The sequence below is a fragment of the Streptomyces sp. NPDC029159 genome (assembly GCF_055564055.1).
In genome coordinates this window covers 3599-27626 of record NZ_JBVHWT010000011.1, presented here as the reverse complement: position 1 = coordinate 27626, position 24028 = coordinate 3599, and the positions used below count along the sequence as shown (strand labels likewise).

Sequence of the window (24028 nt, the reverse complement as noted above, 5' to 3'; positions counted from 1 at the left end):
TGGGCCGTGATTGGACTAGACCTATCGCGGCGGCTCCCCGGGCGTCGCCACCCGCACGACGCCCGTCCGCCACACCCACCACCGATTGGGGTCCCATGAGTAACCGCGCACTGCTGGAGGTGATCGCGCTCGACCCGCAGGACGCGGTCGCGGCGCAGACCGGCGGGGCCGACCGCCTCGAACTCGTCACCGACATGGCCGCCGACGGGCTCACCCCGCCCCGCGACGTCTTCGCCGCGATCCGCGCCGCCGTCGACATCCCCCTCCGGGTCATGCTCCGCCACAGCGGCGGCTTCGTCGCGGGCGACGTCGACGCCCTCTGCGCCGATGCCGCCGCGCTCCGGGCGGAGGGCGCCGACGAATTCGTCCTCGGCTTCCTCACCCCCGACGGCCGCCCCGACCTCGCCACCGTAGGGGCGCTCACCGAGGCGATCGACGGCTGCCGCTGGACCTTCCACCGCGCCCTCGACCACGCCGCCGACCGCGACACCCTGCGCACCGAACTCGCCACGCTGACCGGCGGCCCGGATACCTACCTCACCGCCGGGGCGGCAACCGGCGTCGCCGACGGCCTGCCCGTCCTCCTCGCCGAACACGCCCGCACCACCGCCGGCGAGCCCGGCTACGCCCCGCAGGTCCTGGTGGGCGGCGGCCTCGCCCTGGAACACCTCCCCACCCTGCGCGCGGCCGGTGTCGACGCCTTCCACATCGGCGGCGCCGCCCGCCCGTCCGGCTGGTCCGCCCCCGTCGACGCGGCGGCCGTACGCCGCTGGCGCACCGCCCTGGACGGCGCGGAGGAGTGACCGACCCGGGGCGCGCGCCGCACCTGCCCGCGCCCCGGGACACACGAACCCGGCCGGGCTACCCGGCCTCGCCGCCGTCCGCCAACTGCTCCGGCAGCGCCGCCGCGTGGACGACCGTCAGCCCCGACACCGGACGGGTCAGACAGACGTAGAGACGGCGCAGACCGGTGCGCTCGTCCGGCTCGCCGTCGACGATCGCGGCGGGCTCGTCCAGCACCACGTAGTCGTACTCCAGGCCCTTGGCGAGCGTCGCCGGGACCAGCGTCAGCCGCGCCTCGGCGGAGGTCTCCTCACCCGGCGCGAGGCACTTCAGCCCGTCCTCCTCCAAGGCGGCGCGCAGCCCGGGCACCCGGGCGTCCGCCGCGATCAAGCCGATCGACCCCTCCTTGGCCAGCGCGTCGTGGCACGCCGCCAGCACCGAGGTGTCCAGCGCCTCCGGGCGCACCCTGCGGATCTCGAAATCGCCCGCCGCCTCACGGATCGACGTGGCCTCCCGCAGATCCGGCGCGATGGCCGGAAGCAGCCGGGAGGCGTACGCGATGACCTCGCGCGGCACCCGGAACCCCTGCGTCAGCTCCTCGACCACCGAACCCGGCTTCCCCATATGGCGAAGCGCCTCCTCCCAGGTGTCGGTCGCCCACGGCGTGGTCCCCTGGGCGATGTCGCCGAGGACCGTCACCGAACCCGTCGTACAGCGGCGGCCCACCGCGCGGTACTGCATCGGCGACAGGTCCTGCGCCTCGTCCAGCACCACATGGCCCAGCGACGGCGTCCGCGCCACCAGGTCCGTCGCCTCGTCGATCAACACCGCGTCCGCCGACGACCACTTGGCGCTCTTCACGCTCCGCGCCGGCTTCGCCCACAGGACCGCCTTCTGCTCCTCGGGCGTCAGCAGCCCCTCGGCGTGCTCGGCCAGGAACTCCGCATCGCCCAGCAGCCGCAGCACCAGCTTCGCCGGATCCACCGGCGGCCAGGCCGCCTTGACCGTCGCCTTCACCGCGGCGTTCCGGGCCACCGCGTCCTGCACCCGGTCGTCCGGCGCCTCGCCCGCCTGCTCCATCCGCACCAGCACGGCGTGCGCGATCCGCTGCGGCAGCGCCTCGCGCGCCGCGCCGTAGCGGATGTCCCGCTCCCGCAACTCCTCGACGATCTCCTGGAGTTCATAGGCCGGAATGCGCCAGCGCCGCGAGCCGCGCACCACCACGCACGCCTCCTCGGGCGGCGTGATGTGCGACCACACCGCCCGCCGCAGCACCTCCGCCATCCGCGCGTCCCCCTTGACCGACGCGGCCGCCGCGTCGTCCTTGGCGCGCACCTCCACATGGCCCACCAGGGAGTCGACGGTGGCCTGCTTGACCTCCAGCTCACCCAGGGCCGGCAGCACCTGCTCGATGTAGTGCAGGAACGAGTCGTTCGGCCCGATGACGAGGGTGCCCGAACGGGCCAGCCGCTCCCGGTGCGCGTACAGCAGATACGCGACCCGGTGCAGGCCCACCGCCGTCTTCCCGGTGCCCGGCGCCCCCTGGACGCACACCGAACCGCTGATCCCGGCACGGACGATCTCGTCCTGCTCCGGCTGGATCGTCGCGACGATGTCCCGCATCGGGCCGACACGCGGCCGCTCGATCTCCGTCTGGAGCAGCCGGCTCGTCCGCTCCGCCTCCGCCGGGTCGCTCAGGTGCTCGTCCTCGTACGCGGTCAGCTCACCGCCGGTGTAGCCGAACCTGCGGCGCATCCGGAGGTCCATCGGGTCCTTCTTGGACGCCCGGTAGAACGCCTGGGAGACCGGTGCGCGCCAGTCGATGACCATCGGGTCGCCGTGCGCGTCGTGGACGTGGCGCCGCCCGATGTAGAAGTTCTCGCCGCCGTGGCCGCCCGCGCCGCCCTCGGACGGGTCGAGGCCCGGTGCGTGCAGGTAGTCGAGGCGGCCGAAGAACAGCGGGGTGTGGGCGAGATCGGCGAGCGCCTTGATCCGGGCGTCGATCTCGCCCTGGAGGACCTCGGCGTTGACCCAGTTCGCGGTGACGTCGGTGATGTTCAGCGCCTCGGCGTCGGCGCGCATCGCGCGCAGCGCGGCCCGGGAGGCGGCGAGATGGTCCCGCTCGCTGCCGAGCGGATCGGCGCCCTCACCGGCGGCCGGGGCGTGCGGATCGGATACGGGGTGCTGGGCGTGCGCGGGCACGGGCGTTGCCTCCGGTGGACTCTCACTTCGGCGGGCGTGCGCCACGGCGGGCGGGCACGGCGGGCCGTCGTACGGAACGGACGCCGGATGGCGCCACGCCCGCTGGACGTGGGGCGGTCATCGGCGTGGTGCGAAGGACCGGCCGGTTTCCGTCCGGTCGGCGGCGCTCCTCGACGGAAGCCGACGGGAGGCAGGGAGACGCGCGATTCTAGTCAGGGGGCGGGCGGGGCGCCACCGCATTTCTCGCGGGCCGGACGGGGCGCGGCTGCGGCCGCCCGTCGGCCCGTCGGCGCCGGTCGGCGGGCGTGGTGGCGGTATCACCCGCCGACCTGCGCCCGCCGCCGGGCCGTCCCCCCTCCGTAGGGGGCGCGTACATCTCCGGTAGGGGGTGCGGGTGATACCGCAGTCAGAGGTCCCTCGGTCCGGGAATGGGCCCATGGGCCGATGTGCGGCATTCGCGTGAAAAGCATGATGGAGGCATGAGCAGCGCAACGATCAACCCCGCAGCCGGACACCCGGCATCCCTGCACCCGATGAAGGGCGCCACGGCCCTCGGCCCCGCCCACAGCGGTCGCCACCCGGTCGGCAGCGCCCTGCGCGCCGTGAAGGTCTTCGCCTCGGCCGCCCTCAGCGTCGTCCTCCTCGGCGAGTACGGAGAGGAGGGGGCCGGCCGCCACGCGTCCCGCACCCGCGACGCCGCCGGGATACGTCCCTGACCGGCCGCGTCCCCGACGGGACCGCCGACCTCCGGCAGCGGGCCACCTGCCTGCGCCACCGCGCGTCCGGGCGCGTTCCTCACCGGACATCTGGTTGACCGGAAACGGTTACGGGCCGTCGGCCCTGATCGGTTAGCGTCGCCGCTGAGAGCGTGCAGGACGACGGGGAGGGGAACGAGTGTCTGCCGCCGACGGGACGCGGACGTGGACATGGCGGCGTACGTGGGCGCAGAGCGTCGCGCACCCGCACCGCATGGTCATCGCCGGGGCGCTGCTCGCGGCATCCCTCATCGGACTGGGCGTGCTCTACACCGTCCACCCACTGGCGATGCCCGACATCGAGGTCTACCGCGCCGAGGGACAGGCCGCCGCCTCCGGCAGCGACCTCTACGGCTTCACCACCACCCGGTGGAACCTCCCGGCCACCTACCCGCCCTTCGCCGCCCTGCTCTTCATCCCCACCACCTGGATCTCCCTCGCCACCCTCAAGGTCGCCTGCTTCACCGCCAACGCCGCACTGCTCGCCGCGCTGATCCAGCTCTCCTGCAAGGCCGCCGGGGTACGCCGCTCCGCCTACACCGCCCCCGCCGTCCTGGGCGCCACGGCGCTCGGCATCTGGCTGGAGCCGGTGTTCCAGACCTTGATCTTCGGCCAGGTCAACCTCGCCCTCACCTGCCTCGTCCTGTGGGACCTGAGCCGTCCGGACGGCGCCCGCCTCAAGGGGCTCGCCGTCGGCATCGCCGCCGGGGTGAAGCTGACCCCGGCGATCTTCGCGGTCTATCTGCTGGTCACCGGCCGGGTGAAGGCCGCCTGCACCGCGCTGGCCGGCTTCCTCGGATCGGTCGTGCTCGGCTTCCTGGTGCTGCCGGACGCCAGCATCGACTTCTGGACCCGGCGGATGTTCGAGACCGACCGGGTCGGCAAGGTCTGGATCGTCGACAACCAAGCACTCCAGGGCCTGCTCGCCCGCGTGCTGCACACCCCCGAGCCCGGCGCCGTCTGGGCGGTCGCCGCGCTGCTCACCGCGGTCGGCGGACTCTGGGCCGCGTACCGCGTCCACCGGCGCCGCGGATCGGACCTCTGGGGCGTGCTGTGCACCGCCGTCACCGCGCTGCTGGTCTCGCCGATCAGCTGGTCCCACCACTGGGTCTGGTGCGTGCCGCTGCTCATCGCGCTCGCCGCGCACACCTACCGCATCCCCTGGCGCCGGGCGCTGCTCGCCGCCGTCACCGTCGCGTTCACCGCCCGCACCCTGTGGATCGTCCCGCACGCCGGCGACCGCGATCTGCACTTCAGCTGGTGGGAACAGCCCCTGACCTCGCCCTACCCACTGCTCGGCCTGGCCCTGCTGGCCGCGGTGGGGTGGCACGCCCGCACCGCCGCCCCCGGGGCGCCCGGCACGCCGTCCGGCGCCACCGTCCCGCGCCCCCGGACCGTCGCCGCCGGCCCGGTCCGCATACCGGCCCCGGCGCCGGCCATACCGGACGGCGCCAGGGAATCGGTGCCGGGCGCGGGCTGAGCCCTAGGGCGTGTCTTCCCGACGGCTCAGGCGCCCTCCTCGGCGGAGAGCAGCTCGGTTGCGTCCACGATCCGGTACGCGTAGCCCTGCTCCGCGAGGAAGCGCTGCCGGTGGGCGGCGAAGTCCTGGTCGACGGTGTCGCGGGCGACGACGGAGTAGAAGCGCGCCTCGTGCCCGTCCGCCTTCGGCCGCAGCACCCGGCCCAGCCGCTGGGCCTCCTCCTGGCGGGAGCCGAACGTCCCGGAGACCTGGATCGCGACGGTCGCCTCCGGCAGGTCGATCGAGAAGTTCGCCACCTTGGAGACGACGAGCACCGAGATCTCGCCCTCCCGGAAGGCGTCGAAGAGCTTCTCGCGCTGCGCGTTGGTCGTCTCGCCCTTGATCACCGGGGCGTCCAGATGGGCGCCCAGCTCGTCGAGCTGGTCGATGTACTGCCCGATGACCAGCGTCTGTTCGCCCTGGTGGCGCCGGACCAGCGCCTCGGTGACCCGCTGCTTGCTGCCGGTCGTCGCGCAGAAGCGGTACTTCTCCTCGGTCTCCGCCGTCGCGTACGCCAGCCGCTCCGAGTCGGAGAGGCTGACCCGCACCTCGACGCAGTCCGCGGGCGCGATGTACCCCTGCGCCTCGATCTCCTTCCACGGCGCGTCGAACCGCTTCGGGCCGATCAGCGAGAAGACGTCCGACTCCCGGCCGTCCTCACGCACCAGCGTCGCGGTCAGGCCGAGGCGGCGCCGGGCCTGGAGGTCGGCGGTGAACTTGAAGACCGGCGCGGGCAGCAGATGGACCTCGTCGTAGACGATCAGGCCCCAGTCCCGGGAGTCGAACAGCTCCAGGTGCGGGTAGACACCCTTCCGCTTCGTCGTCAGCACCTGGTACGTGGCGATGGTGACGGGCCGGATCTCCTTCTTCGTCCCGCTGTACTCGCCGATCTCGTCCTCGGTCAGCGTGGTCCGCTTCACCAGCTCGTGCTTCCACTGCCGGGCGGAGACGGTGTTGGTGACCAAGATCAGCGTGGTGGCCTTCGCCTGCGCCATCGCACCGGCCCCGACCAGCGTCTTTCCCGCACCACACGGCAGGACGACGACACCCGAACCGCCGTGCCAGAAACTCTCGACGGCCTGCTGCTGGTACGGCCGCAGCGCCCAGCCGTCCTCGGCGAGCGCGATCGGGTGCGCCTCGCCGTCGACGTATCCGGCGAGGTCCTCGGCGGGCCAGCCCAGCTTCAGCAGCGTCTGCTTGATCTGCCCGCGCTCGGAGGGGTGCACCACGACGTTGTCGGGGTCGAGCCGTGCGCCGACCAGCGGCTGGATCTTCTTCGACCGCAGCACCTCCTCCAGCACCGGCCGGTCGGTGCTGGTCAGGACGAGCCCGTGCGCGGGGTGCTTGACCAGCGTCAGCCGCCCGTACCGCGACATGGTCTCGGCGATGTCGACGAGCAGCGCATGCGGCACCGGATAGCGGGAGAACTGCACCAGCGCGTCCACGACCTGCTCGGCGTCGTGCCCGGCGGCCCGCGCGTTCCACAGCCCGAGCGGCGTCACCCGGTACGTGTGGATGTGCTCGGGCGCCCGCTCCAGCTCCGCGAACGGCGCGATGGCCCGCCGGCAGGCGTCCGCCGACTCGTGGTCCACCTCCAGCAGCAGCGTCTTGTCGCTCTGGACGATGAGAGGTCCGTTCACGCGCCTCGCCTTCCTACATGAGTGCCGCCCGGCCGGCTCCGTAGCCGCCCGGTCACCGACCACGGCCCGAGGCCGGGCGGGTGGCCAAACGTCCAGTGTGCCGCATCGCGGGGACGGACCGTGGTGGCTCCTGTTCTCCACTCCATGCTCATCAGGTTCGGCCTGATCGTCGCCGTGCCGGTGGTGTCGGCGTTGCTGGTCCTCGCCTGGTTCTCGCCGTGGAATGGCAGGCCCGGGGCGCTCAGACCGTGTCGTCCGCCAGGTCGGCGACGCCGGTGATGCGGTGCAGGGGGTAGGTGCGGACCTCGTCGGCGGTGTGGTCGTAGGCGGTGACGAAGCCGCCCTCGACGCGTACGGGGGCGATGACGCGCTGGCTGGCGGCGCCGTCGGCGTTGACGTAGCCGATCCAGACGGCGGCGTTGGTGAGGACCGCGGCCTGCATCGTGGCGAGGGTTTCGGCGGAGGTGGTGCGGGGCGGCGCGCCGGGGGCCGGGGTGGCGGCGTTGACGGGTTTGCGGGTGGCGGTGGCGGCCAGATCGCCGGCCCGGATGGCGCGGACCGCCGCCTCCAGGAGGGGCGCGTCGGGGACCGGCGGCCCCTCGGGCACCGGGACGGGCGCGGTGCGCGGCCCCGTGCGGTACGCGTCCGGCCGGGCGACCACGACGTCGCCCTCGGGGGACTCGGCGGCGGGCGCGTAGCCCATCGCCCGCAGGCCCTCCAGGAGGAGATCCGGGGCGGTCTGCGCGGCGAGGACCGTGGGGGCGAGACGGCGCAGCCGGAGCGGGGCGGCGCGGCGGTCGGCGAGGATCTCGGCGAGCAGCGCGTCGTCGTCGCAGCGGACGTACGCGGAGGCCGCGCCGATCCGCAGCCGCCCGTGCCGGCGGGCCACGTCGTCGATCAGGTAGGCGAGCGGCTGCGGGACCGGCGTCCGCGAGTGGGCGGTGAGGAATTCCTGCAGCTCGGCGGCGGTGCGGCCGGTGTCCAGGGCGCGGCGCACCGAGGCGGGCGTGAAGCGGTAGACCGTCGCGCCGCCCTTGGACTCGATCTCGGCGAGGACGCCCAGGGTGTCGGCGAGCGGACGCTGGAGCGGTCCTGGCGCGACCGCGGTGAGGTCGGCCTGGAGCAGGACGTGGTCGAGCGGTTCGGGCAGCAGCGGCGCGAGGAGCGCCGCGGCGCGGGCCGCCGCCTCCCGGGTCGCGGCGGCCGTCGGGGCGGTACGGGCCGCCTCCGCGGAGCCCTCGGCGTCCCCCAGGAGCGCGCGGCCGTGGGTGGACAGGGCGCCGCGTCCGGTGACGCCCAGCAGTTCGGCCTCGGCCAGCGTCCACCGGGCGAGCCGGGTACGGAGATCCTCCCCGGGCGGCGGGGTGGCGCCACCAGGGGCGGCGGGTGCGCTCTCCGGGGCGGCGGCGCGCAGCGGGCGCTCCCAGTGGAGGCGGTCGAGGACGGCCGCCTCGGGGACGGCGGAGCCCGGCGGCAGCTCGGCGAGGAGGGCGAGGGTGCGTCGGCGGACCTCGGGGGCGGGGGAGCGGTCGAGGTGCGGACCGAGGGCGGCGGCCGCCCGGCCCTTGGCGTCGGCGGTGCCGACCACGCCCGGGGTGCGGGTGGCGTCCAGCCAGGCCGCCACCAGCTCTGCCCAGCGCCGCTCGTCGGGCAGCTGCCGCCACTCCTCGGCGGCGGGCGTCGGCGCGAACCGCTCGTCGGCCTCGCCATCGGAGGCGATCAGGCCCGCCCCGTGGGCCAGCTCCAGCCAGAAGGCGGCGGTCTGCTCGGTGGTGTCCAGGGCGGTCGCGGTGCGCTTGAGGTCGCGGACGCTCAGGCCCCCGGCGCGCAGCACCGCCGGACCGCCCAGATCCCACTCCTTCAGCAGCTCCTCGACGGTCGCCGGCGCCGTGAACGCCTGCCCGGCGGCGGCCGCGTCCACAGCCTGTGGATCGCGCGCGGTGACCGGCGCGAGGGCGGGCGGCACCGGCGCGGGGCTACGGTGCGCGCGCCCCGCCCGCAGATGCAGCGCCGCCTCCCGGGGGAGGACGACGTTCCGGGCGCCGGCGGGCAGCAGCAGCCCGCGGTCCAGGAGCCAGCGCAGATGCGGTGCGGGCTGGTCGGTGACGCTGCCGTAGGGCGGGCCCCACAGCAGCCGGTCGAGGACGGCGACGGACTCGGCGGGCGCCTCGTCCAGCAGCGCCGCCATCCGCTCACCGTCGGTGAACAGCGAGGTCAGCGCGGCGACGGCGGTCACCGGGTCGTGCGTCGGCGGCAGCCCGGCGGTGGCGATGACCTCCTGGAGCCGCCCCGGCGACATCCCGGCCGCGGCCTCCGCGACGGTCGGCCCGAGGCCGGTCGGCGACGGGTGCGCCGGGCTCGGGGCCAGTAGCTCACGGGCGGTCCGCACCAGCCGCAGCCGGTCGTCCGGCCCCCACACCAGGGCCTGCGCCCGCAGCGCCGCCACGGCACCGGGCAGCGCGGTCAGCACCGTCGCCTCCAGAGAGGGCGCGTTCGGGGCCGCGGCTCCCGGGGCCACGGCCGGGGCGCCGGTCATCAGGGAGGCGAGCGTGGCGTACGGGCAGGGGTCGGGCGCCACCGCCAGCGCCTCGGCGGTCTGCAGCGCGAACTGGTCCAGACGCTCGACGGCCCGCACCACCGAGGCCCGGGTCCCGGCCCGGGTGGCGAGCTGGGTGACGTCGCCCGGCACCGGATTGAGCAGGTCAGGGCGGGCCCGCAGCAGGTCGACGAGCCCGCCGTCGGTGCGGGTCCGTAGCTCCTCGGCCAGGGTGCGGGGCGTATCCGTCATCCGCCCTACGTTAGCCGGGCCGGTGGCCCCCGTAACGGGATCCCGCTGTGACGGCGCGCACCAGGGCCCGTACGCACGCACCGCACGCCCCGGGCTCCGGGATCGGGGGGAGCCGTAGGGGGCGGGGTGGAGGTGAGTCGGTCCCGGGGCCGGCTTCAGGGGTTTTCCGTAGGGGCTGGGCGGTCGTCTCCGGGGGACCTGTACGGGGCGGGTGGCGCCGCTCTCCGCACGGGGGCCCGACGGGTCCGGGGTCGTCCGAAGCCGGAACGGTCGGCTGAGCCCAGGGACGCCTCCCCCTTGCGGGCCGCCCCTCACCGGGCGTCAGGGGCGTGGCCCGTAAGGGTTCTGGCACCCGCTCAGAGAGTGGGCGGGCCGTCCTCGGACCGCTGGGGAAGGGAGGCGGTACGGTCGGGGAAGTAACCAGCGGACGCCGCAGGGGATTTCGTGGGTATCGAGAACGATCAGCTCGTTTTTGACTATCTGAGCCGGGTCGGCGACCTGGCCCAGCAGCGGGGCCTGCCCTCGTCGGCGCGGATGCGGCTGGTGGCCGATCTGCGGGCCGAGGTCACGGCCCGGATCGCGGCGCAGAAGTCGCCGTCGACCTCCCAGATCAAGCGGGTGCTGTCCCGGCTGGGCACCCCGGAGGCGGTGGTGTCGGCGGCGGAGACGGCCGCCGGGACGAGCGGACGGCCGGGGCCGGAGCCCGGACGGGAGCCGACGCGGTCGCCGTCGGCCGCCGAGGCGTCGACACCGGACGCGCCGTCAGCTTCCGCTGCGCCGCCCGCCTCCGCTGTGCCATCGGCCCCTACTGTCCCGTCGGTCCCGGATACGCCAGTGGTTCCGGCCGTGCCGTCAGCTCCGGACGTTCCTTCGGCTGCGGCCCCGCCGTCGTCCTCGACCGGGCCGTCGGCCGTGGACGTACCGTCAGTTCCGACCGGCACCGCCGACGTGCCCGGCCCCGCCGACGTGCCCGAGCCATCCCACCCGTCCCGCCCGGCGGAGCCGTCCGGCCCGCCGCGGGAAGAGCCGGACCGGCCCCTCTCGCTGAGGAAGCCGGGGGCGGCGGGGGAGTCCGGGCAGGCCGGGGCGGCGGGGAAGGTTCCGGGGCCGCGGGACGGGTCGCGGCCCGGGCAGTGGGCCGGGCTGTTCAAGAAGAAGGGCGCTGGGGCCGGAGAGGCGGCCGGGGCAGGGCCCCGGTTCACGCTGGCGCCCGGGGGAGCCGCTCCGCCGCATCTCGCCGGGGCCGACGAACTGGGCGACGGCGACGGCGACGCGGACTGGTGGCTGGCGCGGCCGGAGGCGACCGGCGTGGGCGAGACGGTGCCCGGTTTCGTCGGCGGCATCGAGATCCCGGAGATCTGGAAGCGGCCCGGCGAGCATGACGACAAGGAGAAGGTGCAGGACGGTACGCCGGAGGCGGGCGCCGCCGGTGCGGAGGCGGGCCGTCCGCTGCCGGGGCTGCTGCGCCGCGCCCTCGGCCGGAAGCAGCCGGCGCCCGCGGCGGAACCGCCCGCCCCGGAACCGGCCGCCGAGAAGGCCCCGGCCGCCCGGGTCCGGCTCAGCCCCGTGGTGTCGCTCGCCGTGGTGCTGCTGCTGACCGGTGCGGTGCTCGGGAGCTGGTTCGCGCTGGCCGCGGGCTGGGCGGTGACGTTCCTCTCCCGCCGTCTCACCCACACCGAGGCGAAGTTCGCCGCGCTCGGCGTGCCCGGACTGCTGGCGGGCGGCGCCGCCGTGTGGATGTGGGGCCGCGCCACGGGCCGGTGGGGCGACCCGATCGCCTCCGGGAAGATGGGCGCCGTGCTCCTCGACGGTCTGCCGCTCCTGGTCCGCGTCGCCGCCGTCGCCTCGGCGGTGTTCCTGGTGTGGCGGATGCGGCGCTGGGCCCGGTGACGGGCCGAGCCCTTCGGGGCCGGGCCCTCCGGGGCCGGGCCCTCGCGGCCTGACCGGCCCTCACGGGCCCGCCCCGTAGGGGGGCGTCCGCCCTTACGGGGCTCCCGTACGGGAGCCTGCCCCTACGGCATTCCCCCTACGGCATCCCCGTACGGGACCGAACGAAGCCACCGCGGCCCCCCCGCCACCGTCTCCCGGGAACACAACGCCCCCGAAAGCGCACCCCAGGGCAGCCCGCCCCAGGGCGGCCCGCCCCTCACCTCTTGGCCAACCGCTCCCGTACCTCGTCGAGGATCTTGTCGGCGGCCGTGTAGCCGATGCCCTGGATCCACAGCTGGTCGTCGACGCGGAAGGAGCGGCCGTTCTTGACCGCGCGCAGGTGCTTCCACAGCGGACCGCTGGTGACCTGTGCCTCCTTCGACTTCTCGGGGGAGCCGTAGCTCGCGTAGAAGACCGCGTCGGCGTCGGCGCGGTTCATCTGCTCGGCGCTCAGCTCCGTCATCAGGCCGTCCTTGGCGCCGTTGACGACGTCCGTCGGGCCGGTGCCGAGGTCGTCGAGGACGGTGCCGATGTAGCTCCGGCAGCCGTAGACCCGGGTGTCGGCGCCCTCGACGAAGCGGACGACGTTGGTCCGCAGGGCCTTCGCCTTCGCCGGGCCGCCGAGCGCCGCGGTGACCTGCCGGACGTGCGCCTCGTACCCCGCGACGACCTTCCTGGCCTGCGGGATCCGGCCCAGCGCCGCCGCGTGGGTGGCGAAGTTCTGCTTCCAGGGGTAGCCGGTGGTCTCGGTCATCACCGTCGGTGCGATGCGGGTGAGTTGCTGGTAGCTGTCTCCGTCGCGGACCTTGTTGGTGAGGATCAGATCCGGTTTGAGGGCGGCGACGGCCTCCAGGTTCGGGGCGCCGATCTTCCCGACGTCCTTGATGCCCGCGGTGTCGTCCTTCGGCAGGTAGTCGGGGAAGCCGGAGTCGGCGTCGGAGCGGGTGGCGCCGATCGGCTTGATGCCGAGGGTGAGGGCGGAGTCCAGCTCCGCGGTGTCCAGGACCACCACCCGCTTCGGCGCGGCCGGGACCGTCACCTCGCCCATCGCCGTCGCGACCTTGTGCGGCCCACCGCCCGGGGACGGCTGCGCCCAGTGCGTCACCGGCTGCTTGGGACAGTCGGCCGCCTTCAGGGCCCCGCCGCCACCGGCGTCGGACCCGCCGCTTCCGCAGGCGGCGAGGGCAAGGGCGGCGGCGACCGTCCCGGCCACGGCGCCCCCGGTACGGCGGACGGAACGCGGCAGCACACGGCGGCTCAGGTGACGGGTGGCGGCACGACGGGCGGTGCGGGGGGTCATGAAGTGCCCTTTCGGCTCGGGTGGGGAGGACGGGCGGTGGTGCGTACCCGTAGAGGTACCCGTAAGGGGCGGGCCTACGGGCCGGATACCCGTACGGGGCGAGGGCGCGTCCGGGTACCCGTAAGGGCCGGGTACCCGTAAGGGCCGGTCGGCCACGGCTCCCCGTCGGGCGGCGGCCCGTACGAAGTCGGTCGCGTCCAGCCGCGCCATCTGATGTGCTCGGAGACGTCCCGGCAGGGACGGCGGGCCGCTGAGCCGACGGCCCTCGGCAGACGGCCCTGCGCAGCCGCCCGTTCGGCTCACGACGCGGTCCAGGAGCGAGGACGACCATGAGCGACAACGGCCCCGACGCCACCCTCGTCGTAGGGCTCCACGGTGTGCTGGCGCGGCATCCCTGGATCGACCGGGTGAGCGCCGAACACGACCTCGACGAGGACGTCTTCGGCCTCGCCGTGAAGCGGGCGGCCGCCTTCGCCTGGAGTTCCACCGCCCTGACGGACCGGCCCGCCGACAATCTCTGGGACCACCACGACGCGGACGGCGACTGGACGCAGGACAGCACGGTCCGGCAACTGGCCTGGCTGTACGCGTCGCTGCCGCAGCCGGTGCGGACACCGGGCCGGAAGCGGCGCGCCCGCCGCCTCCCGGTGCTGCCCGTCGTCACGGTCCTCTCGGACGCCCTGCGCCGCATCGGCACCGTCCGCCTCACCGGCACCCACGCCCTCGTGCCGCTGCACCGCGCCGGGGACGCCCGCACCGAACTCGCCGAGGTGGCCGACTGGTTCGCCCTCGCCGACCCGTCCGGCGCCGCCTCGCTGACGGTCACCGTGGACGCGCTGCCGTCGGCACGCCTCGCCGCGCGGGCCGCCGAGGTCGGCGAGGCGGCGCGGGAACGTACGCACGGGCGCATGGCGGTGGAGCCGCTCAAGCCCGCCCGCGCGACGACTCCGGGGCTCGCCCGTCCCCTCGCCGGGGCGGTGCAGGCCGAGGGGCTGCGCCCGGCGCTCGCCTTCCGCTGCGACGCCCCCGAGTGGTCCACGGACACGGCCGCGTGGACGACGGAGGTGTTCACCGACACGATCCGGGCGGTGACGGGGCTGTCGGGCCCGGTCCTCGTGACGGTCTCCTCGGAGGTCTGACGGACGGGCGGACTCCCGCCCGAGGCAGGCCCGGGTCCTGGCCCGCGAGGACCGGGACTCCCCTAGACCTGCGCCCCCGCCCACGGCCGCCCCGGTACCACCAGCGGGGAGCCCGTCACCGGGTCCGGGATGACGACCGCCTCCAGGCCGAAGACCTCGTGCACCAGCTCCGCGGTGACCACCTCGGCGGGCGGGCCCTCGGCGAGGACGCGGCCCGCGCGCATCGCGACCAGGTGGTCGGCGTAGCGGGCGGCCTGGTTCAGGTCGTGGAGGACGGCGACGACCGTGCGGCCCCGCTCGTGGTTGAGCTGGCGCACCAGGTCGAGGACCTCCACCTGGTGGGCGATGTCCAGATACGTCGTCGGCTCGTCCAGGAGGAGCAGATCGGTCTCCTGGGCCAACGCCATCGCGATCCACACCCGCTGCCGCTGGCCACCGGAGAGTTCGTCGACGGCGCGCTCGGCCAGCTCGGCGACGTCGGTGCGCTCCATCGCCTCCGTCACCGCCCGCTCGTCCTCCGCCGACCACTGCTGCCACCAGTGCTGATGTGGCTGGCGGCCCCGTGCGACGAGGTCGGCGACGGTGATCGCCTCCGGTGCGACGGGCGTCTGCGGCAGCAGCCCCAGCGAGCGGGCGATCTGCTTCGTCGGGATGCGGGCCAGGTCCGCGCCGTCCAGGAGCACCGCCCCGGCACGGGGCCGCAGCAGCCGCCCCAGGGCGCGCAGCAGCGTCGACTTGCCGCAGGCGTTCGGCCCGACGACGACGGTGACGGCGCCCTGCGGCACGTCCAGATCCAGCCCGTCGACGACCGTGCGGTCCTCGTACGCCAGCGTCAGCTCCCGCGCCGTCAGCCGGCTCGCGGCGGGCTCCCCGGTCGTGGGGGCGGCGGTCTCGGTCACGCTTCTCCTCCTGCGGCACGGCTGCCACGACTACGGGGGCCGACGGCGCGGCCGCGGCCCGCCGTCCGGCTGCGGGTGCGGTGGCCCCGGATGATCAGCCAGATCAGATACGGCGCGCCGACGGCGGCGGTCAACACGCCGACCGGCAGCTCCGTCGGCGCGAACAGCTTGCGGGCCAGCAGATCGCCGCCCACCACGATCGCCGCGCCCAGCAGCGCCGAGCACAGCAGCGGGATCTGCGCGGTACGGGTCAGCCGCCGGGCGATCTGCGGCGCCAGCAGCGCCACGAAGTCCACCGGGCCCGCCGCCCCCGTCGCCATCGACGCCAGCACCACGCCCAGCGCCACCAGCCCCAGCCGGGTGCGGCCCAGCCGGACGCCCAGCGCCGTCGCGGTGTCGTCGTCCATCGACACCGTCCGCTGCGCCCGCGCCGCCCACAGCACCGCGGGCAGCAGCGCGAGCAGCGCCCAGCCCAGCGGCGCCGCCTCCGCCCAGCCGCGCCCGTTCAGCGATCCGGTCATCCACACCTGCGCCTGCTGCGCAACCAGGTAGTCGCCCTTCGTCAGGAACAGCTGGATCACCGAGCGCAGCGCCACCGCGAAGCCGATGCCGATGAGGACGAAGCGGGTCGCGTGCAGCCCGCCGCGCCACGCGAAGACGTAGACCAGCCCCGCCGCCAGCAGCCCGCCGACGACCGACAGATACGGCAACGCCGCGTACGAGGTGACGCCGAGCGTCATCGCGCCGACCGTCAGCGCGCCCGCGCCCTGGGTGACGCCGATGATGTCCGGGCTGGCCAGCGGGTTGCGGGCGACCGTCTGGATCAGCCCGCCCGCGATGCCGAAGGCCGCGCCGACCAGCAGCCCCACGGCCATCCGCGGCAGCCGCAGCGCCCCGACGACCAGCTCCTGCGACGACGGCCGCCCGAGGATCACGTCCAGCACGTCGGACGGCGCGACGAAGTCCTCGCCGACGCAGAGGTACGCCAGGCAGACCGCGGCCAGCAGCGCCGCCAGCAGCGTGGCGACGACCGCGGCGCGGCGGTGCAGCAGGAACGAGACGCGCCGGGTGCCGACGACGGCGTAACCGGCCGGCCGGTGCCCGCGGACCGGCCGTGCGGGGGCCGTACGGGCCGTGGGGGCGCTCATGCGGCCACCGCCTTCCGGCGGACGAGGGTCACCAGGAACGGCACGCCGATCAGCGCCGTCATCACGCCCGCGGGCACCTCCGACGGCGGGAAGACGATCCGCCCGACGGTGTCCGAGACCAGCACGATCACCGGGCCGAGCAGCGCCGCCATCGGCAGCACCCAGCGGTGGTCGCCTCCGACGACGGCGCGCGCCAGATGCGGCACCGCGAGCCCGACGAACGCGATCGGACCGGCCGCGGCGACGCCCGCCCCGGTCAGCACCGTCGCGCCGAGCCCGCCGACGATCCGTACGACGGCGACCTTCTGGCCCAGCCCCCGGGCGACGTCCTCGCCCAGCGCCAGGGCGTCCAGACCGCGCGCCACCGACAGCACCAGCACCGCGCCGACCAGCAGGAACGGCCAGATCTGGGCGGCGACGGCGCTGTCCCGGCCGGTCAGCGAGCCGACCTGCCAGAACCGGAACTCGTCCAGCGCCGCCGCCTGCGTCGTCAGCACCGCCATCGTCACCGACACCAGCAGCGCATTGATCGCCGCACCGGCCAGCGCCAGCTTCACCGGCGTCGCGCCGCCCCGGCCCCGGGTGGCGATGGCGTGGACGACGACGGAGGCGAGGGCGGCGCCGGCGAAGGCGAACCAGACGTAGCCGGTGAGCGTGTGCACCCCGAACAGCGAGATCGCCAGCACCACGCCGACCGACGAGCCCTGGCTGATGCCGAGGATGCCGGGGTCGGCGATCGGGTTGCGGGTGATGCCCTGGAGGACCGTCCCGGCCATCGCCAGCGCCGCCCCGACCATCAGGCCGATCAGCGTGCGCGGCAGCCGCAGATAGCGCACCACCTGCGCGGCGTCGCCGTCCCCGCCGTGCACCAGCGCGCCGATCACCTCGGACGGGGCGAACGCGCGGCTGCCGACGGCGAGCGACAGGAGGACGGCCAGCAGCAGCGCCGCCACCGCCGCCAGCGTCAGAACGAGCCGCCGCCCGCGCATCCGGCTCATCGCGCGCCCTCCCGGGCCGGATGCGCCGGGGCGCGCGGCGGCGCTCCGGGTGCTGCTTGCCTGGTCGGCTGACATCGGGTCCATTTCGAGATATCCGGGCGCGGCACGCGCCCCCGGATCCCGTTCGGCGCCGTATGCGCCCCAGGGGCACGCTCTTAGGTAAGGCAAGGCTAAGGGTACGACCCGGGGTCGTACCGGGCCGGGCGGCCCCGCGGGCTGTCAGCGGTGCCCGGCACAATGGGTGACATGGCTGCCCCGACCCGCCCGACCGCCCCCGCCCCGACCGTCGGCTTCGATCTCGACATGACGCTGATCGACTCCCGCCCCGGCATCCGGGCCACCTACCTGGAGCTGACCGCCCGCACCGGCGTGTACGTCGACGCCGACCTCGCGGTCACCCGGCTGGGCCCGCCGCTGGAGCAGGAGATACGCGAGTGGTTCCCCAAGGAGCAGGTCGGTGAGGCCAGTGCGCTGTACCGGCAGCTGTATCCGCGGTACGCGGTCGCGCCGTCGCCCGCGCTGCCCGGGGCGCGTGAGGCGCTGCGGGCGGTGCACGCCGCCGGCGGCCGCACGCTCGTCGTCACCGCGAAGTACGAGCCCAGCGCCAAGCTCCACCTCGACCACCTGGGCCTGGACGTCGACATCCTCGTCGGCTCGCTGTGGGCGGAGGCCAAGGGCGAGGCGCTGCGCGCACACGGCGCCACGGTCTACGTCGGCGACCACACCGGCGACGTACGCGGCGCGCGGGCGGCGGGCGCACTGTCGGTCGCGGTGGCCTCGGGGCCGTGCGGCGCGGCGGAGCTGCGCGCGGCCGGCGCCGATGTCGTCCTCGACGACCTGACGGCGTTCCCCGGCTGGCTGGCCGGTTACGTCGCGGAGGACGCCGCCTCCGCCTGAGCCTGCCGGCGCTGGCCCAGGACGGAGCGGACCACACCCGCACCGGAGATCAGGAAGCCCACGCCCATCAGCATGCACACCCAGTAGAAGACCGAGGGCAGCGGCTCGGCGCCGATGAACAGTGGGGTCATCGTGGCCAGAGTGGCCAGCGCGCCAATGAGGAACACGATCGCGCCGATTCGGACCAGCAGATCCCCGTCACGGGGCGTTTCGTCAGACACCTGACCAGGGTAAGTCCGGGCCACCGACATCGAGGAACCGCCCGGTACGTCTTGTCACCGCGCGCGGGAGCATTAGCCTTGGTGACGGCGGGTCCGGGTGACCCGCTGCACTGCTATCCAGACCCGTTTTTCCCGCACGCTTTTCCGTAATTTCCGCACTTCCGGCTTTTTTCGAGCAGTCAGCCCGCTTTTTCCCACGAGTACGAGGACGAGGACAGACGTGCCTACCGGCAAGGTCAAGTGGTTCAACAGCGAGAAGGGCTTCGGCTTTCTCTCCCGCGACGACGGCGGTGACGTCTTCGTGCACTCGTCGGTGCTGCCCGACGGCGTGGACGCACTCAAGCCGGGCCAGCGCGTCGAATTCGGCGTCGTCGCCGGTCAGCGCGGCGACCAGGCACTGTCCGTGACCATCCTCGACCCGGCGCCCTCGGTGGCCGCGGCCCAGCGCCGTAAGCCCGATGAACTCGCCTCGATCGTGCAGGACCTCACCACGCTGCTGGAGAACGTCACCCAGCAGTTGGAGCGCGGCCGCTACCCCGAGAAGGCGCACGGCGCCAAGATCGCCGGAATGCTCCGCGCGGTCGCCGACCAGCTCGACGTCTGACCCGCCCCGCCGGGCGCACGCCCGAAGGGGCCGCGCCCGGCCGGAGCGCGTGGATCAGACGAACGTCAGCGCGTCCGGGCCGAGGGGCGGCACCAGCCCCTCGGCCGCCGCACGCGTCAGCAGCCCCCGCACCGCCGCATAGCCGTGCTCGCCGAGGTCGGCGGTGTACTCGTTCACATACAGCCCGATGTGCTGGTCGGCGACGGCCGGGTCCATCTCCTGGGCGTGCCCCAGGACGTACGGACGCGACGCCTCCGGGTCGTCCCACGCCATCCGCACCGACGTCCGCGCCGCGTCCGCCAGCTGCCGCAGCGTCTCCTCGCCCAGCGACCGCTTCGCGATGATCGCGCCCAGCGGGATCGGCAGCCCGGTGGTGCGCTCCCAGTGCTCGCCCATGTCGGCCAGGCAGGTCAGACCGTAGTTGCCGTAGGTGAAGCGGGCCTCGTGGATGACCAGACCGGCGTCGACCTTGCCGTCGCGGACCGCTGGCATGATCTCGTGGAACGGCAGCACCACGATCTCCCCGACGCCGCCCGGCACCTCGGCCGCCGCCCAGAGCCGGAACAGCAGATACGCGGTGGAGCGCTCGCTGGGCACCGCCACCGTCTTCCCGGCCAGCCCCGCCGCGTCGCCGCCCTCGCGGGTCAGGACGAGCGGCCCGCAGCCGCGGCCCAGCGCCCCGCCGCACGGCAGCAGCGCGTACTCCTCGAGGACCCACGGCAGCACCGCGTACGACACCTTCAGCACATCGAACTCGCCGCGCTCGGCCATGCCGTTGGTGCGGTCGATGTCCGCGAAGGTCACCGACAGCTCCGGCGCGCCGGGGACGCGGCCGTGCGCCCAGGCGTCGAAGACGAAGGTGTCGTTGGGGCACGGCGAATAGGCGATGTCCAGCGGCCGGGTCACGGGTCCTCCTCGCGAAAGGGCCCGGCGCGGTGGCCGGGCCGGGGTGTCACAGGGCGCGCAGTGCGGCGGGCAACGCCGCGAACGCGCCGGTCAGCGCGGTGAGCGCCGGGCCGATGCGCCAGGCCGCCCGGTCGCGGGGCCCGACCGCGTTGGAGACCGTACGGACCTCCAGCACGCCCGCGCCGTGCGCCACGGCCGCCTCGGCGACGCCGAAGCCCTCCATGCCCTCCGCCAGCACGCCGGGATGGCGCGCCATCAGCTCCGCCGCGCGCGCCGCGGAGCCGGTCACCGTCGAGACCGTCAGCACCGGTCCGGTGCGCGCCCCGCACGCGGTGGCGACGGCCCGTACCAGCGCCGGGTCCGGGCGGTGCGTGACCGTACCGAAGCCCAGCTCCGTCACCGGCAGAAAGCCCTCGGGCGTCTCGGCGCCCAGGTCGGCGGCGGTGAGCGCGTCCGCGACGACCACCGAGCCGAGCGGGGCGGCGGGCGCGAAGCCGCCGCCGATCCCGGCGGAGATCACCAGGGCGTACGGTGCGCCGTCCAGCGCGGCGGCGGTCAGTGCGGTGGCCGTCCCGGCAGCGGCGGCGGCCGGGCCGACGCCGGCGGCGAGCACGTCGACGGCGGGGCCCGGGGCCGCGCCGCCGGTGTGCAGCGCGAGGCCGCCGGGCAGGGCGCGCGGGGTGTACGGACCGCCCGCGGCGCACACCGCGTCGCGTTCGGCGGCCACCGCCGTGACGACGAGTACCCGCATCAGCCGGCCCGCCCCGCGCTCGCCCGGATCAGCGGGCTCAGTCCTTCTGCTTCAGGTTGAAGTGCCACATGGTCTTGGGGCCCTCGCCCTTGCCCAGCTCCGCGACCTGGAGCGTGACCGACTTGCTGTAGGTGGTCTGGCCGGTCTGCGGGTTCTGCTGCATGAACAGGGTGTCCGCGTCGAAGGAGCGGTACGTCTGGGTGCTCGCCTCACGCATCACGGGGCCACCGCCGATGACGATCCAGCCGGACTTGGCGACGTCCGGCGTCACGCCGACGCGGACCCGCTCACCGGGCTGGACGGTGATGGTCTTGCCACCGTTCTTGGAGATGCAGGTCTCGACCTGCTTCTTGCTCAGCAGCTTGCCGTCGCCGTTGCAGCCGGGCGTGGCCTCGGCGGTGACGGTCGTGGAGCCGACGGTCACGGTCGCCAGGTCGGTCGGCTTCGAGCAGGCGGAGAGGGTGACGAGGCCCAGGGACACGGCACCGATGGCGGCAGCGGCACGGCGGCCCTTGCCCCAGGAGATCATCGCAGCGGTCATGACGGGCAGGCTATCTGGCGCCCCGGCGCGCACCACGCCCGGGTGCGGCGTGCCGCCCCGCGCCGCCCACATGCGCAGCGCCCGCACCCGGCGCCGTCCGCCCTCACCGCACCCGCGCCCGGGCCCGTCCGCCGCGCCGGGCCGCACCCAGCAGCCCCCGTACGGACACCAGCGCGCCCAGCGTCACCAGCGCCGCCGCGACGATCATGCCCACCTTGCCGGAGAGCGGCAGCGCGATGCCGATCGCGCCGCCGACCACCCACGACAGCTGCAACACCGTCTCCGACCGGGCGAACGCGGAGGTGCGCACCGTCTCCGGGACGTCCCGCTGGATCATCGCGTCCAGCGACAGCTTTCCCAGCGCCTGGCAGAGGCCCGCGGTGGCCGCCGCCACCGGCACGACCACCAGCGGCAGCGGCGCGTACCCGACCGTCGCCGCCACCGCCGCGGCCAGCGCGACGCCCAGCACCCCGGCGACGATCCGCTCCGGGCCGCGCGCCCGCAGCCAGGCGCCGACCGCGGTGCCCAGCGCGTTGCCGCCGCCCGCCGCGACCGCGACGAGCCCCAGCGAGGTCGCGGCGCCCAGCCCGTCCAGCGGGTGCTCGCGCAGCAGGAACGCGAGGAAGAACGTCAGCAGCCCCGACAGGGCGCGGAGCGTGGCGTTGGCCTGGAGGCCGTGCAGCACCGCCGGGCCGACGGTCCGCAGCCCCGGCCGCCGCCCCGGCCCCGCGGTCAGCCGCGCGCGGGCCTCCCCCTTCGCCGAGTCGACCGTGTGCGGCAGCGTGAACGAGAGGAAGGTGCCGCCGCAGAACACCAGAAAAGCGCCGAAGAGCGGCCACATCGGCCCGAGCAGATGCAGCCCGCCCCCCAGCGGCGCGGCCACCGCGGTGGTCAGCAGTCCGGCGAGCGTCACCCGCGAATTGGCCTTGACCAGCGAGAACCGCGGCGGCAGCAACCGCGGCACCACGGCGCTGCGCACCACCCCGTACGCCTTCGACGCCACCAGTACGCCCAGCGCCGCCGGATACAGCTCCAGGCCACCGGTGGCGACCGCGCCCGACATCGTCAGGGCCAGCAGCGCCCGCGCCAGCATCGCGGCGGCCATCGCGGCCCGCCGCCCGTGCGGCACCCGGTCGAGCAGCGGCCCGACGATCGGCGCCAGCAGCGCGAACGGCGCCATCGTCACCGCGAGGTAGAGCGCCACCCGGCCCCGTGCCTGGTCGGTCGGTACGGAGAAGAACACCGTCGAGGCCAGCGCGACGGTGATCAGCATGTCGCCGGCGGAGTTCACCGCGTGCAGCTCGATGAGTTTGCCCAGGCCCGATTCGCCCGCGCCGTGCGCATGGGTGGCGCGCCGTACGCCCCGGGCCGCGCCGGTGACCGGGCGGTGCAGCGCCCGCCCGGCGGACCGCCCCGCCTGCCGGACCCGGTCGCGCCCCGCCCCGCTCCGGGTCGACGCGCGCGAGAACCGCGGGCCCCTCGGCCCCTTCGACGCCCGTGCGGCAGCCACCCGGCCATACTGCCCGAATTGGCTGGCTATCGGGTGGTTTTCTGGGCTTGTTGCGTGAGGCGACGGCGGTCCGCGCCCCTCCGGCCCCCACCGGCGGGCCCCGGTGATCACATTTGCCGCTCCCGCCGAGGGGTCGTCCGCGAACGAAGGGGTAGCGTGTGTAGCGCGCCACCGGCGGTCGTCCATGGCCGCGCGCCTTTGCGCGATCCCTCAGAATGGGTCGTGAGAGGTGCGCTCGACCCAAGCGATCGGGCGCGGACGTCGACGCGGTCCCCAGGTCCGCTCCGCCCGCCCCGCCCCGCCGGTCGTCCGGACAAGGACAGGACAGCTCCGGCTGGCGCACCCGTGAGACGGCGTGGAAGAGAGAATCGATTCTTGTGAGTGCTGCGATGCGAAGCCGTACCCCGGACCGCTTGTGCGCCGAGGCGGTCGACCTCGCCCGTGCGGCGGCCGAGGAGACCGCGCTGCCGGGCATGGTCGGCGAGCACCTGGAGGCCGTCGCCGACGGCGACCGCGTCGTCACCCATCTCTTCGCCTGCAAGGAGCCCGGCTACCGCGGCTGGCGCTGGGCCGTCACCGTCGCCCGCGCCTCCCGCGCCAAGATCGTCACGCTGGACGAGTCGGTGCTGCTGCCCGGCCCGGACGCCGTCCTCGCCCCCGAGTGGGTGCCGTGGAGCGAGCGGCTGCGCCCCGGCGACATGGGCCCCGGCGACCTGCTGCCCACCGACGCCGAGGACCTCCGCCTGGAGCCCGGCTACACCGGTGAGGACGCCCCGCCGCCCAACTCCGTCCTCGCCGCGGAGCTGCCCGCCGAGACCGCGGAGATCGCGCAGATCGCCGACACCGAGGACGCCGACGTCGTCCCCGGCTCGCCCGCCGTCCAGCCCGCCCCCGCCCGCGGCGACCTCGCCTCCCTCGCCGACGAACTGGGCATGCGCCGCGCCCGCGTGCTCTCCCGCTACGGCCTGCACGAGGCCGCCGAACGCTGGGACGAGTCCTTCGGCGCCCGCACCCCGATGGCCCAGGCGGCCCCCGCCACCTGCATCTCCTGCGGCTTCCTCACCCCGCTCGCCGGCTCCCTGCGCCAAGCCTTCGGCGTCTGCGCCAACGAGTTCTCCCCCGCCGACGGCCACGTCGTCTCCCTCTCCTACGGCTGCGGCGGCCACTCCGAAGCCGCCGTCATGCCCGCCCCACCCCGCCCCGCCACCCCGGTCGTGGACGAAACCATCATCGAACCCCTCACCCTCCGCCCCGAACCCACCGGCGGCTCCGTAGAGGACACCACCCCCACCGAGGAACTGGGCCACAGCTGACCAGGGCCCGCACCCTGCTTTTTTCTTGCCCCTCCCTCCCGAGGGGGCGGTCCGCACCCGACGTACAACGGGAGGTGGTGGGGGGGGGGGGGGGGGGGGGGGGGGGGGGGGGGGGGGGGGGGAGGGGGGGGGGGGGGGGAGGGGGGGGGGGAACGGCGACGGGGGGAGGGGGAGGGAGAGGGAAT

At 75.0% G+C, this 24028-nt stretch carries 20 protein-coding genes; 8 read left to right on the top strand and 12 right to left on the bottom strand.

Annotated features, from left to right (window positions below):
* The first annotated feature begins 95 nt into the window (after positions 1 to 95).
* Entirely contained in the window at positions 96 to 803 is a 708-nt protein-coding gene (locus ACZ4U4_RS21260; RefSeq protein WP_467876530.1) for a copper homeostasis protein CutC, read from the top strand.
* Positions 804 to 861: 58 nt separating this feature from the next.
* Here ACZ4U4_RS21260 and ACZ4U4_RS21255 read toward each other — a convergent pair whose 3' ends face one another.
* Positions 862 to 2985, bottom strand: coding sequence for a HelD family protein (locus tag ACZ4U4_RS21255; RefSeq protein ID WP_467876527.1), 2124 nt, complete (start codon positions 2983 to 2985; stop codon positions 862 to 864).
* A gap of 479 nt (positions 2986 to 3464) precedes the next feature.
* Between ACZ4U4_RS21255 and ACZ4U4_RS21250 the strand changes: the two genes are divergently transcribed.
* Together ACZ4U4_RS21250 and ACZ4U4_RS21245 are read left to right on the top strand one after the other, a co-directional pair.
* On the top strand, positions 3465 to 3701 hold the full coding sequence (locus ACZ4U4_RS21250; RefSeq protein WP_467876524.1) for a hypothetical protein: 237 nt from the start codon (positions 3465 to 3467) through the stop codon (positions 3699 to 3701).
* Positions 3702 to 3879: 178 nt separating this feature from the next.
* Positions 3880 to 5220 (top strand): glycosyltransferase 87 family protein, encoded by a 1341-nt coding sequence (locus ACZ4U4_RS21245; RefSeq protein ID WP_467876519.1) that lies wholly within the window; start codon positions 3880 to 3882, stop codon positions 5218 to 5220.
* Between the two features lie 26 nt (positions 5221 to 5246).
* On the opposite strand, the gene ACZ4U4_RS21240 is transcribed toward ACZ4U4_RS21245, so the two are convergent.
* Positions 5247 to 6899: a DNA repair helicase XPB gene (locus tag ACZ4U4_RS21240; protein WP_467876517.1), complete on the bottom strand. Its 1653-nt coding sequence runs from the start codon at positions 6897 to 6899 to the stop codon at positions 5247 to 5249.
* Positions 6900 to 7140: 241 nt separating this feature from the next.
* Positions 7141 to 9687 (bottom strand): helicase-associated domain-containing protein, encoded by a 2547-nt coding sequence (locus tag ACZ4U4_RS21235; protein WP_467876514.1) that lies wholly within the window; start codon positions 9685 to 9687, stop codon positions 7141 to 7143.
* Positions 9688 to 10131: 444 nt separating this feature from the next.
* On the opposite strand from ACZ4U4_RS21235, the gene ACZ4U4_RS21230 reads away from it, so the two are divergent.
* A complete protein-coding gene (locus tag ACZ4U4_RS21230) occupies positions 10132 to 11577 on the top strand; it encodes a hypothetical protein (protein WP_467876512.1) in 1446 nt (481 codons plus the stop codon).
* Between the two features lie 256 nt (positions 11578 to 11833).
* On the opposite strand, the gene ACZ4U4_RS21225 is transcribed toward ACZ4U4_RS21230, so the two are convergent.
* Positions 11834 to 12916 (bottom strand): ABC transporter substrate-binding protein, encoded by a 1083-nt coding sequence (locus ACZ4U4_RS21225; protein ID WP_467876509.1) that lies wholly within the window; start codon positions 12914 to 12916, stop codon positions 11834 to 11836.
* A gap of 329 nt (positions 12917 to 13245) precedes the next feature.
* Here ACZ4U4_RS21225 and ACZ4U4_RS21220 point away from each other — a divergent pair, with 329 nt between their 5' ends.
* A complete protein-coding gene (locus ACZ4U4_RS21220) occupies positions 13246 to 14055 on the top strand; it encodes a hypothetical protein (protein ID WP_467876506.1) in 810 nt (269 codons plus the stop codon).
* Between the two features lie 62 nt (positions 14056 to 14117).
* Here ACZ4U4_RS21220 and ACZ4U4_RS21215 read toward each other — a convergent pair whose 3' ends face one another.
* The 3 genes from ACZ4U4_RS21215 to ACZ4U4_RS21205 are packed head-to-tail and all read right to left on the bottom strand — an operon-like array spanning position 14118 to position 17100.
* The gene (locus ACZ4U4_RS21215; RefSeq protein ID WP_467876503.1) at positions 14118 to 14954 is read right to left on the bottom strand and encodes an ABC transporter ATP-binding protein; all 837 of its coding nucleotides are present in this window, start codon (positions 14952 to 14954) and stop codon (positions 14118 to 14120) included.
* On the bottom strand, positions 14951 to 16102 hold the full coding sequence (locus tag ACZ4U4_RS21210) for a FecCD family ABC transporter permease (RefSeq protein ID WP_467876499.1): 1152 nt from the start codon (positions 16100 to 16102) through the stop codon (positions 14951 to 14953). The genes ACZ4U4_RS21215 and ACZ4U4_RS21210 overlap by 4 nt, the downstream gene beginning before the upstream one ends.
* Positions 16099 to 17100 carry a FecCD family ABC transporter permease gene (locus ACZ4U4_RS21205; RefSeq protein ID WP_467876497.1) on the bottom strand — a complete coding sequence of 334 codons (1002 nt, stop codon included), beginning with the start codon at positions 17098 to 17100 and terminating at the stop codon, positions 16099 to 16101. Before ACZ4U4_RS21205 ends, ACZ4U4_RS21210 begins: the two co-directional genes overlap by 4 nt.
* A 246-nt stretch (positions 17101 to 17346) precedes the next feature.
* On the opposite strand from ACZ4U4_RS21205, the gene ACZ4U4_RS21200 reads away from it, so the two are divergent.
* Positions 17347 to 17997, top strand: coding sequence for an HAD family hydrolase (locus ACZ4U4_RS21200; protein ID WP_467876495.1), 651 nt, complete (start codon positions 17347 to 17349; stop codon positions 17995 to 17997).
* Here ACZ4U4_RS21200 and ACZ4U4_RS21195 read toward each other — a convergent pair.
* Positions 17967 to 18218, bottom strand: coding sequence for a hypothetical protein (locus ACZ4U4_RS21195; protein ID WP_037678930.1), 252 nt, complete (start codon positions 18216 to 18218; stop codon positions 17967 to 17969). The genes ACZ4U4_RS21200 and ACZ4U4_RS21195 overlap by 31 nt on opposite strands.
* Before the next feature lie 220 nt (positions 18219 to 18438).
* On the opposite strand from ACZ4U4_RS21195, the gene ACZ4U4_RS21190 reads away from it, so the two are divergent.
* The gene (locus ACZ4U4_RS21190; protein WP_143942785.1) at positions 18439 to 18822 is read left to right on the top strand and encodes a cold-shock protein; all 384 of its coding nucleotides are present in this window, start codon (positions 18439 to 18441) and stop codon (positions 18820 to 18822) included.
* 54 nt (positions 18823 to 18876) lie between these two features.
* Here the strand turns inward: ACZ4U4_RS21190 and ACZ4U4_RS21185 are convergent, their stop codons facing one another.
* The 4 genes from ACZ4U4_RS21185 to ACZ4U4_RS21170 all read right to left on the bottom strand — a co-directional run bounded on the left by ACZ4U4_RS21185 (position 18877) and on the right by ACZ4U4_RS21170 (position 22530).
* On the bottom strand, positions 18877 to 19728 hold the full coding sequence (locus ACZ4U4_RS21185) for a 1,4-dihydroxy-6-naphthoate synthase (RefSeq protein WP_467876490.1): 852 nt from the start codon (positions 19726 to 19728) through the stop codon (positions 18877 to 18879).
* Positions 19729 to 19774: 46 nt separating this feature from the next.
* On the bottom strand, positions 19775 to 20479 hold the full coding sequence (locus tag ACZ4U4_RS21180) for a futalosine hydrolase (RefSeq protein WP_467876487.1): 705 nt from the start codon (positions 20477 to 20479) through the stop codon (positions 19775 to 19777).
* A gap of 37 nt (positions 20480 to 20516) precedes the next feature.
* Positions 20517 to 21020: a hypothetical protein gene (locus tag ACZ4U4_RS21175; protein WP_467876485.1), complete on the bottom strand. Its 504-nt coding sequence runs from the start codon at positions 21018 to 21020 to the stop codon at positions 20517 to 20519.
* Between the two features lie 103 nt (positions 21021 to 21123).
* The gene (locus tag ACZ4U4_RS21170; protein WP_467876482.1) at positions 21124 to 22530 is read right to left on the bottom strand and encodes an MFS transporter; all 1407 of its coding nucleotides are present in this window, start codon (positions 22528 to 22530) and stop codon (positions 21124 to 21126) included.
* A gap of 389 nt (positions 22531 to 22919) precedes the next feature.
* On the opposite strand from ACZ4U4_RS21170, the gene ACZ4U4_RS21165 reads away from it, so the two are divergent.
* Complete coding sequence (locus ACZ4U4_RS21165) at positions 22920 to 23843, top strand: DUF3027 domain-containing protein (RefSeq protein ID WP_467876479.1); 924 nt, start codon at positions 22920 to 22922, stop codon at positions 23841 to 23843.
* The last annotated feature ends 185 nt before the right edge of the window (positions 23844 to 24028 follow it).

Bases quoted from the DNA above. Each gene is read 5' to 3' on its own strand.
- ACZ4U4_RS21260 (WP_467876530.1), top strand. From the start codon at position 96: ATGAGTAACCGCGCACTGCTGGAGGTGATCGCGCTCGACCCGCAGGAC.
- ACZ4U4_RS21250 (WP_467876524.1), top strand. From the start codon at position 3,465: ATGAGCAGCGCAACGATCAACCCCGCAGCCGGACACCCGGCATCCCTG.
- ACZ4U4_RS21235 (WP_467876514.1), bottom strand. From the start codon at position 9,687: ATGACGGATACGCCCCGCACCCTGGCCGAGGAGCTACGGACCCGCACC.
- ACZ4U4_RS21225 (WP_467876509.1), bottom strand. From the start codon at position 12,916: ATGACCCCCCGCACCGCCCGTCGTGCCGCCACCCGTCACCTGAGCCGC.
- ACZ4U4_RS21220 (WP_467876506.1), top strand. From the start codon at position 13,246: ATGAGCGACAACGGCCCCGACGCCACCCTCGTCGTAGGGCTCCACGGT.
- ACZ4U4_RS21210 (WP_467876499.1), bottom strand. From the start codon at position 16,102: ATGAGCGCCCCCACGGCCCGTACGGCCCCCGCACGGCCGGTCCGCGGG.
- ACZ4U4_RS21205 (WP_467876497.1), bottom strand. From the start codon at position 17,100: ATGAGCCGGATGCGCGGGCGGCGGCTCGTTCTGACGCTGGCGGCGGTG.
- ACZ4U4_RS21200 (WP_467876495.1), top strand. From the start codon at position 17,347: ATGGCTGCCCCGACCCGCCCGACCGCCCCCGCCCCGACCGTCGGCTTC.
- ACZ4U4_RS21180 (WP_467876487.1), bottom strand. From the start codon at position 20,479: ATGCGGGTACTCGTCGTCACGGCGGTGGCCGCCGAACGCGACGCGGTG.
- ACZ4U4_RS21175 (WP_467876485.1), bottom strand. From the start codon at position 21,020: ATGACCGCTGCGATGATCTCCTGGGGCAAGGGCCGCCGTGCCGCTGCC.
- ACZ4U4_RS21165 (WP_467876479.1), top strand. From the start codon at position 22,920: ATGCGAAGCCGTACCCCGGACCGCTTGTGCGCCGAGGCGGTCGACCTC.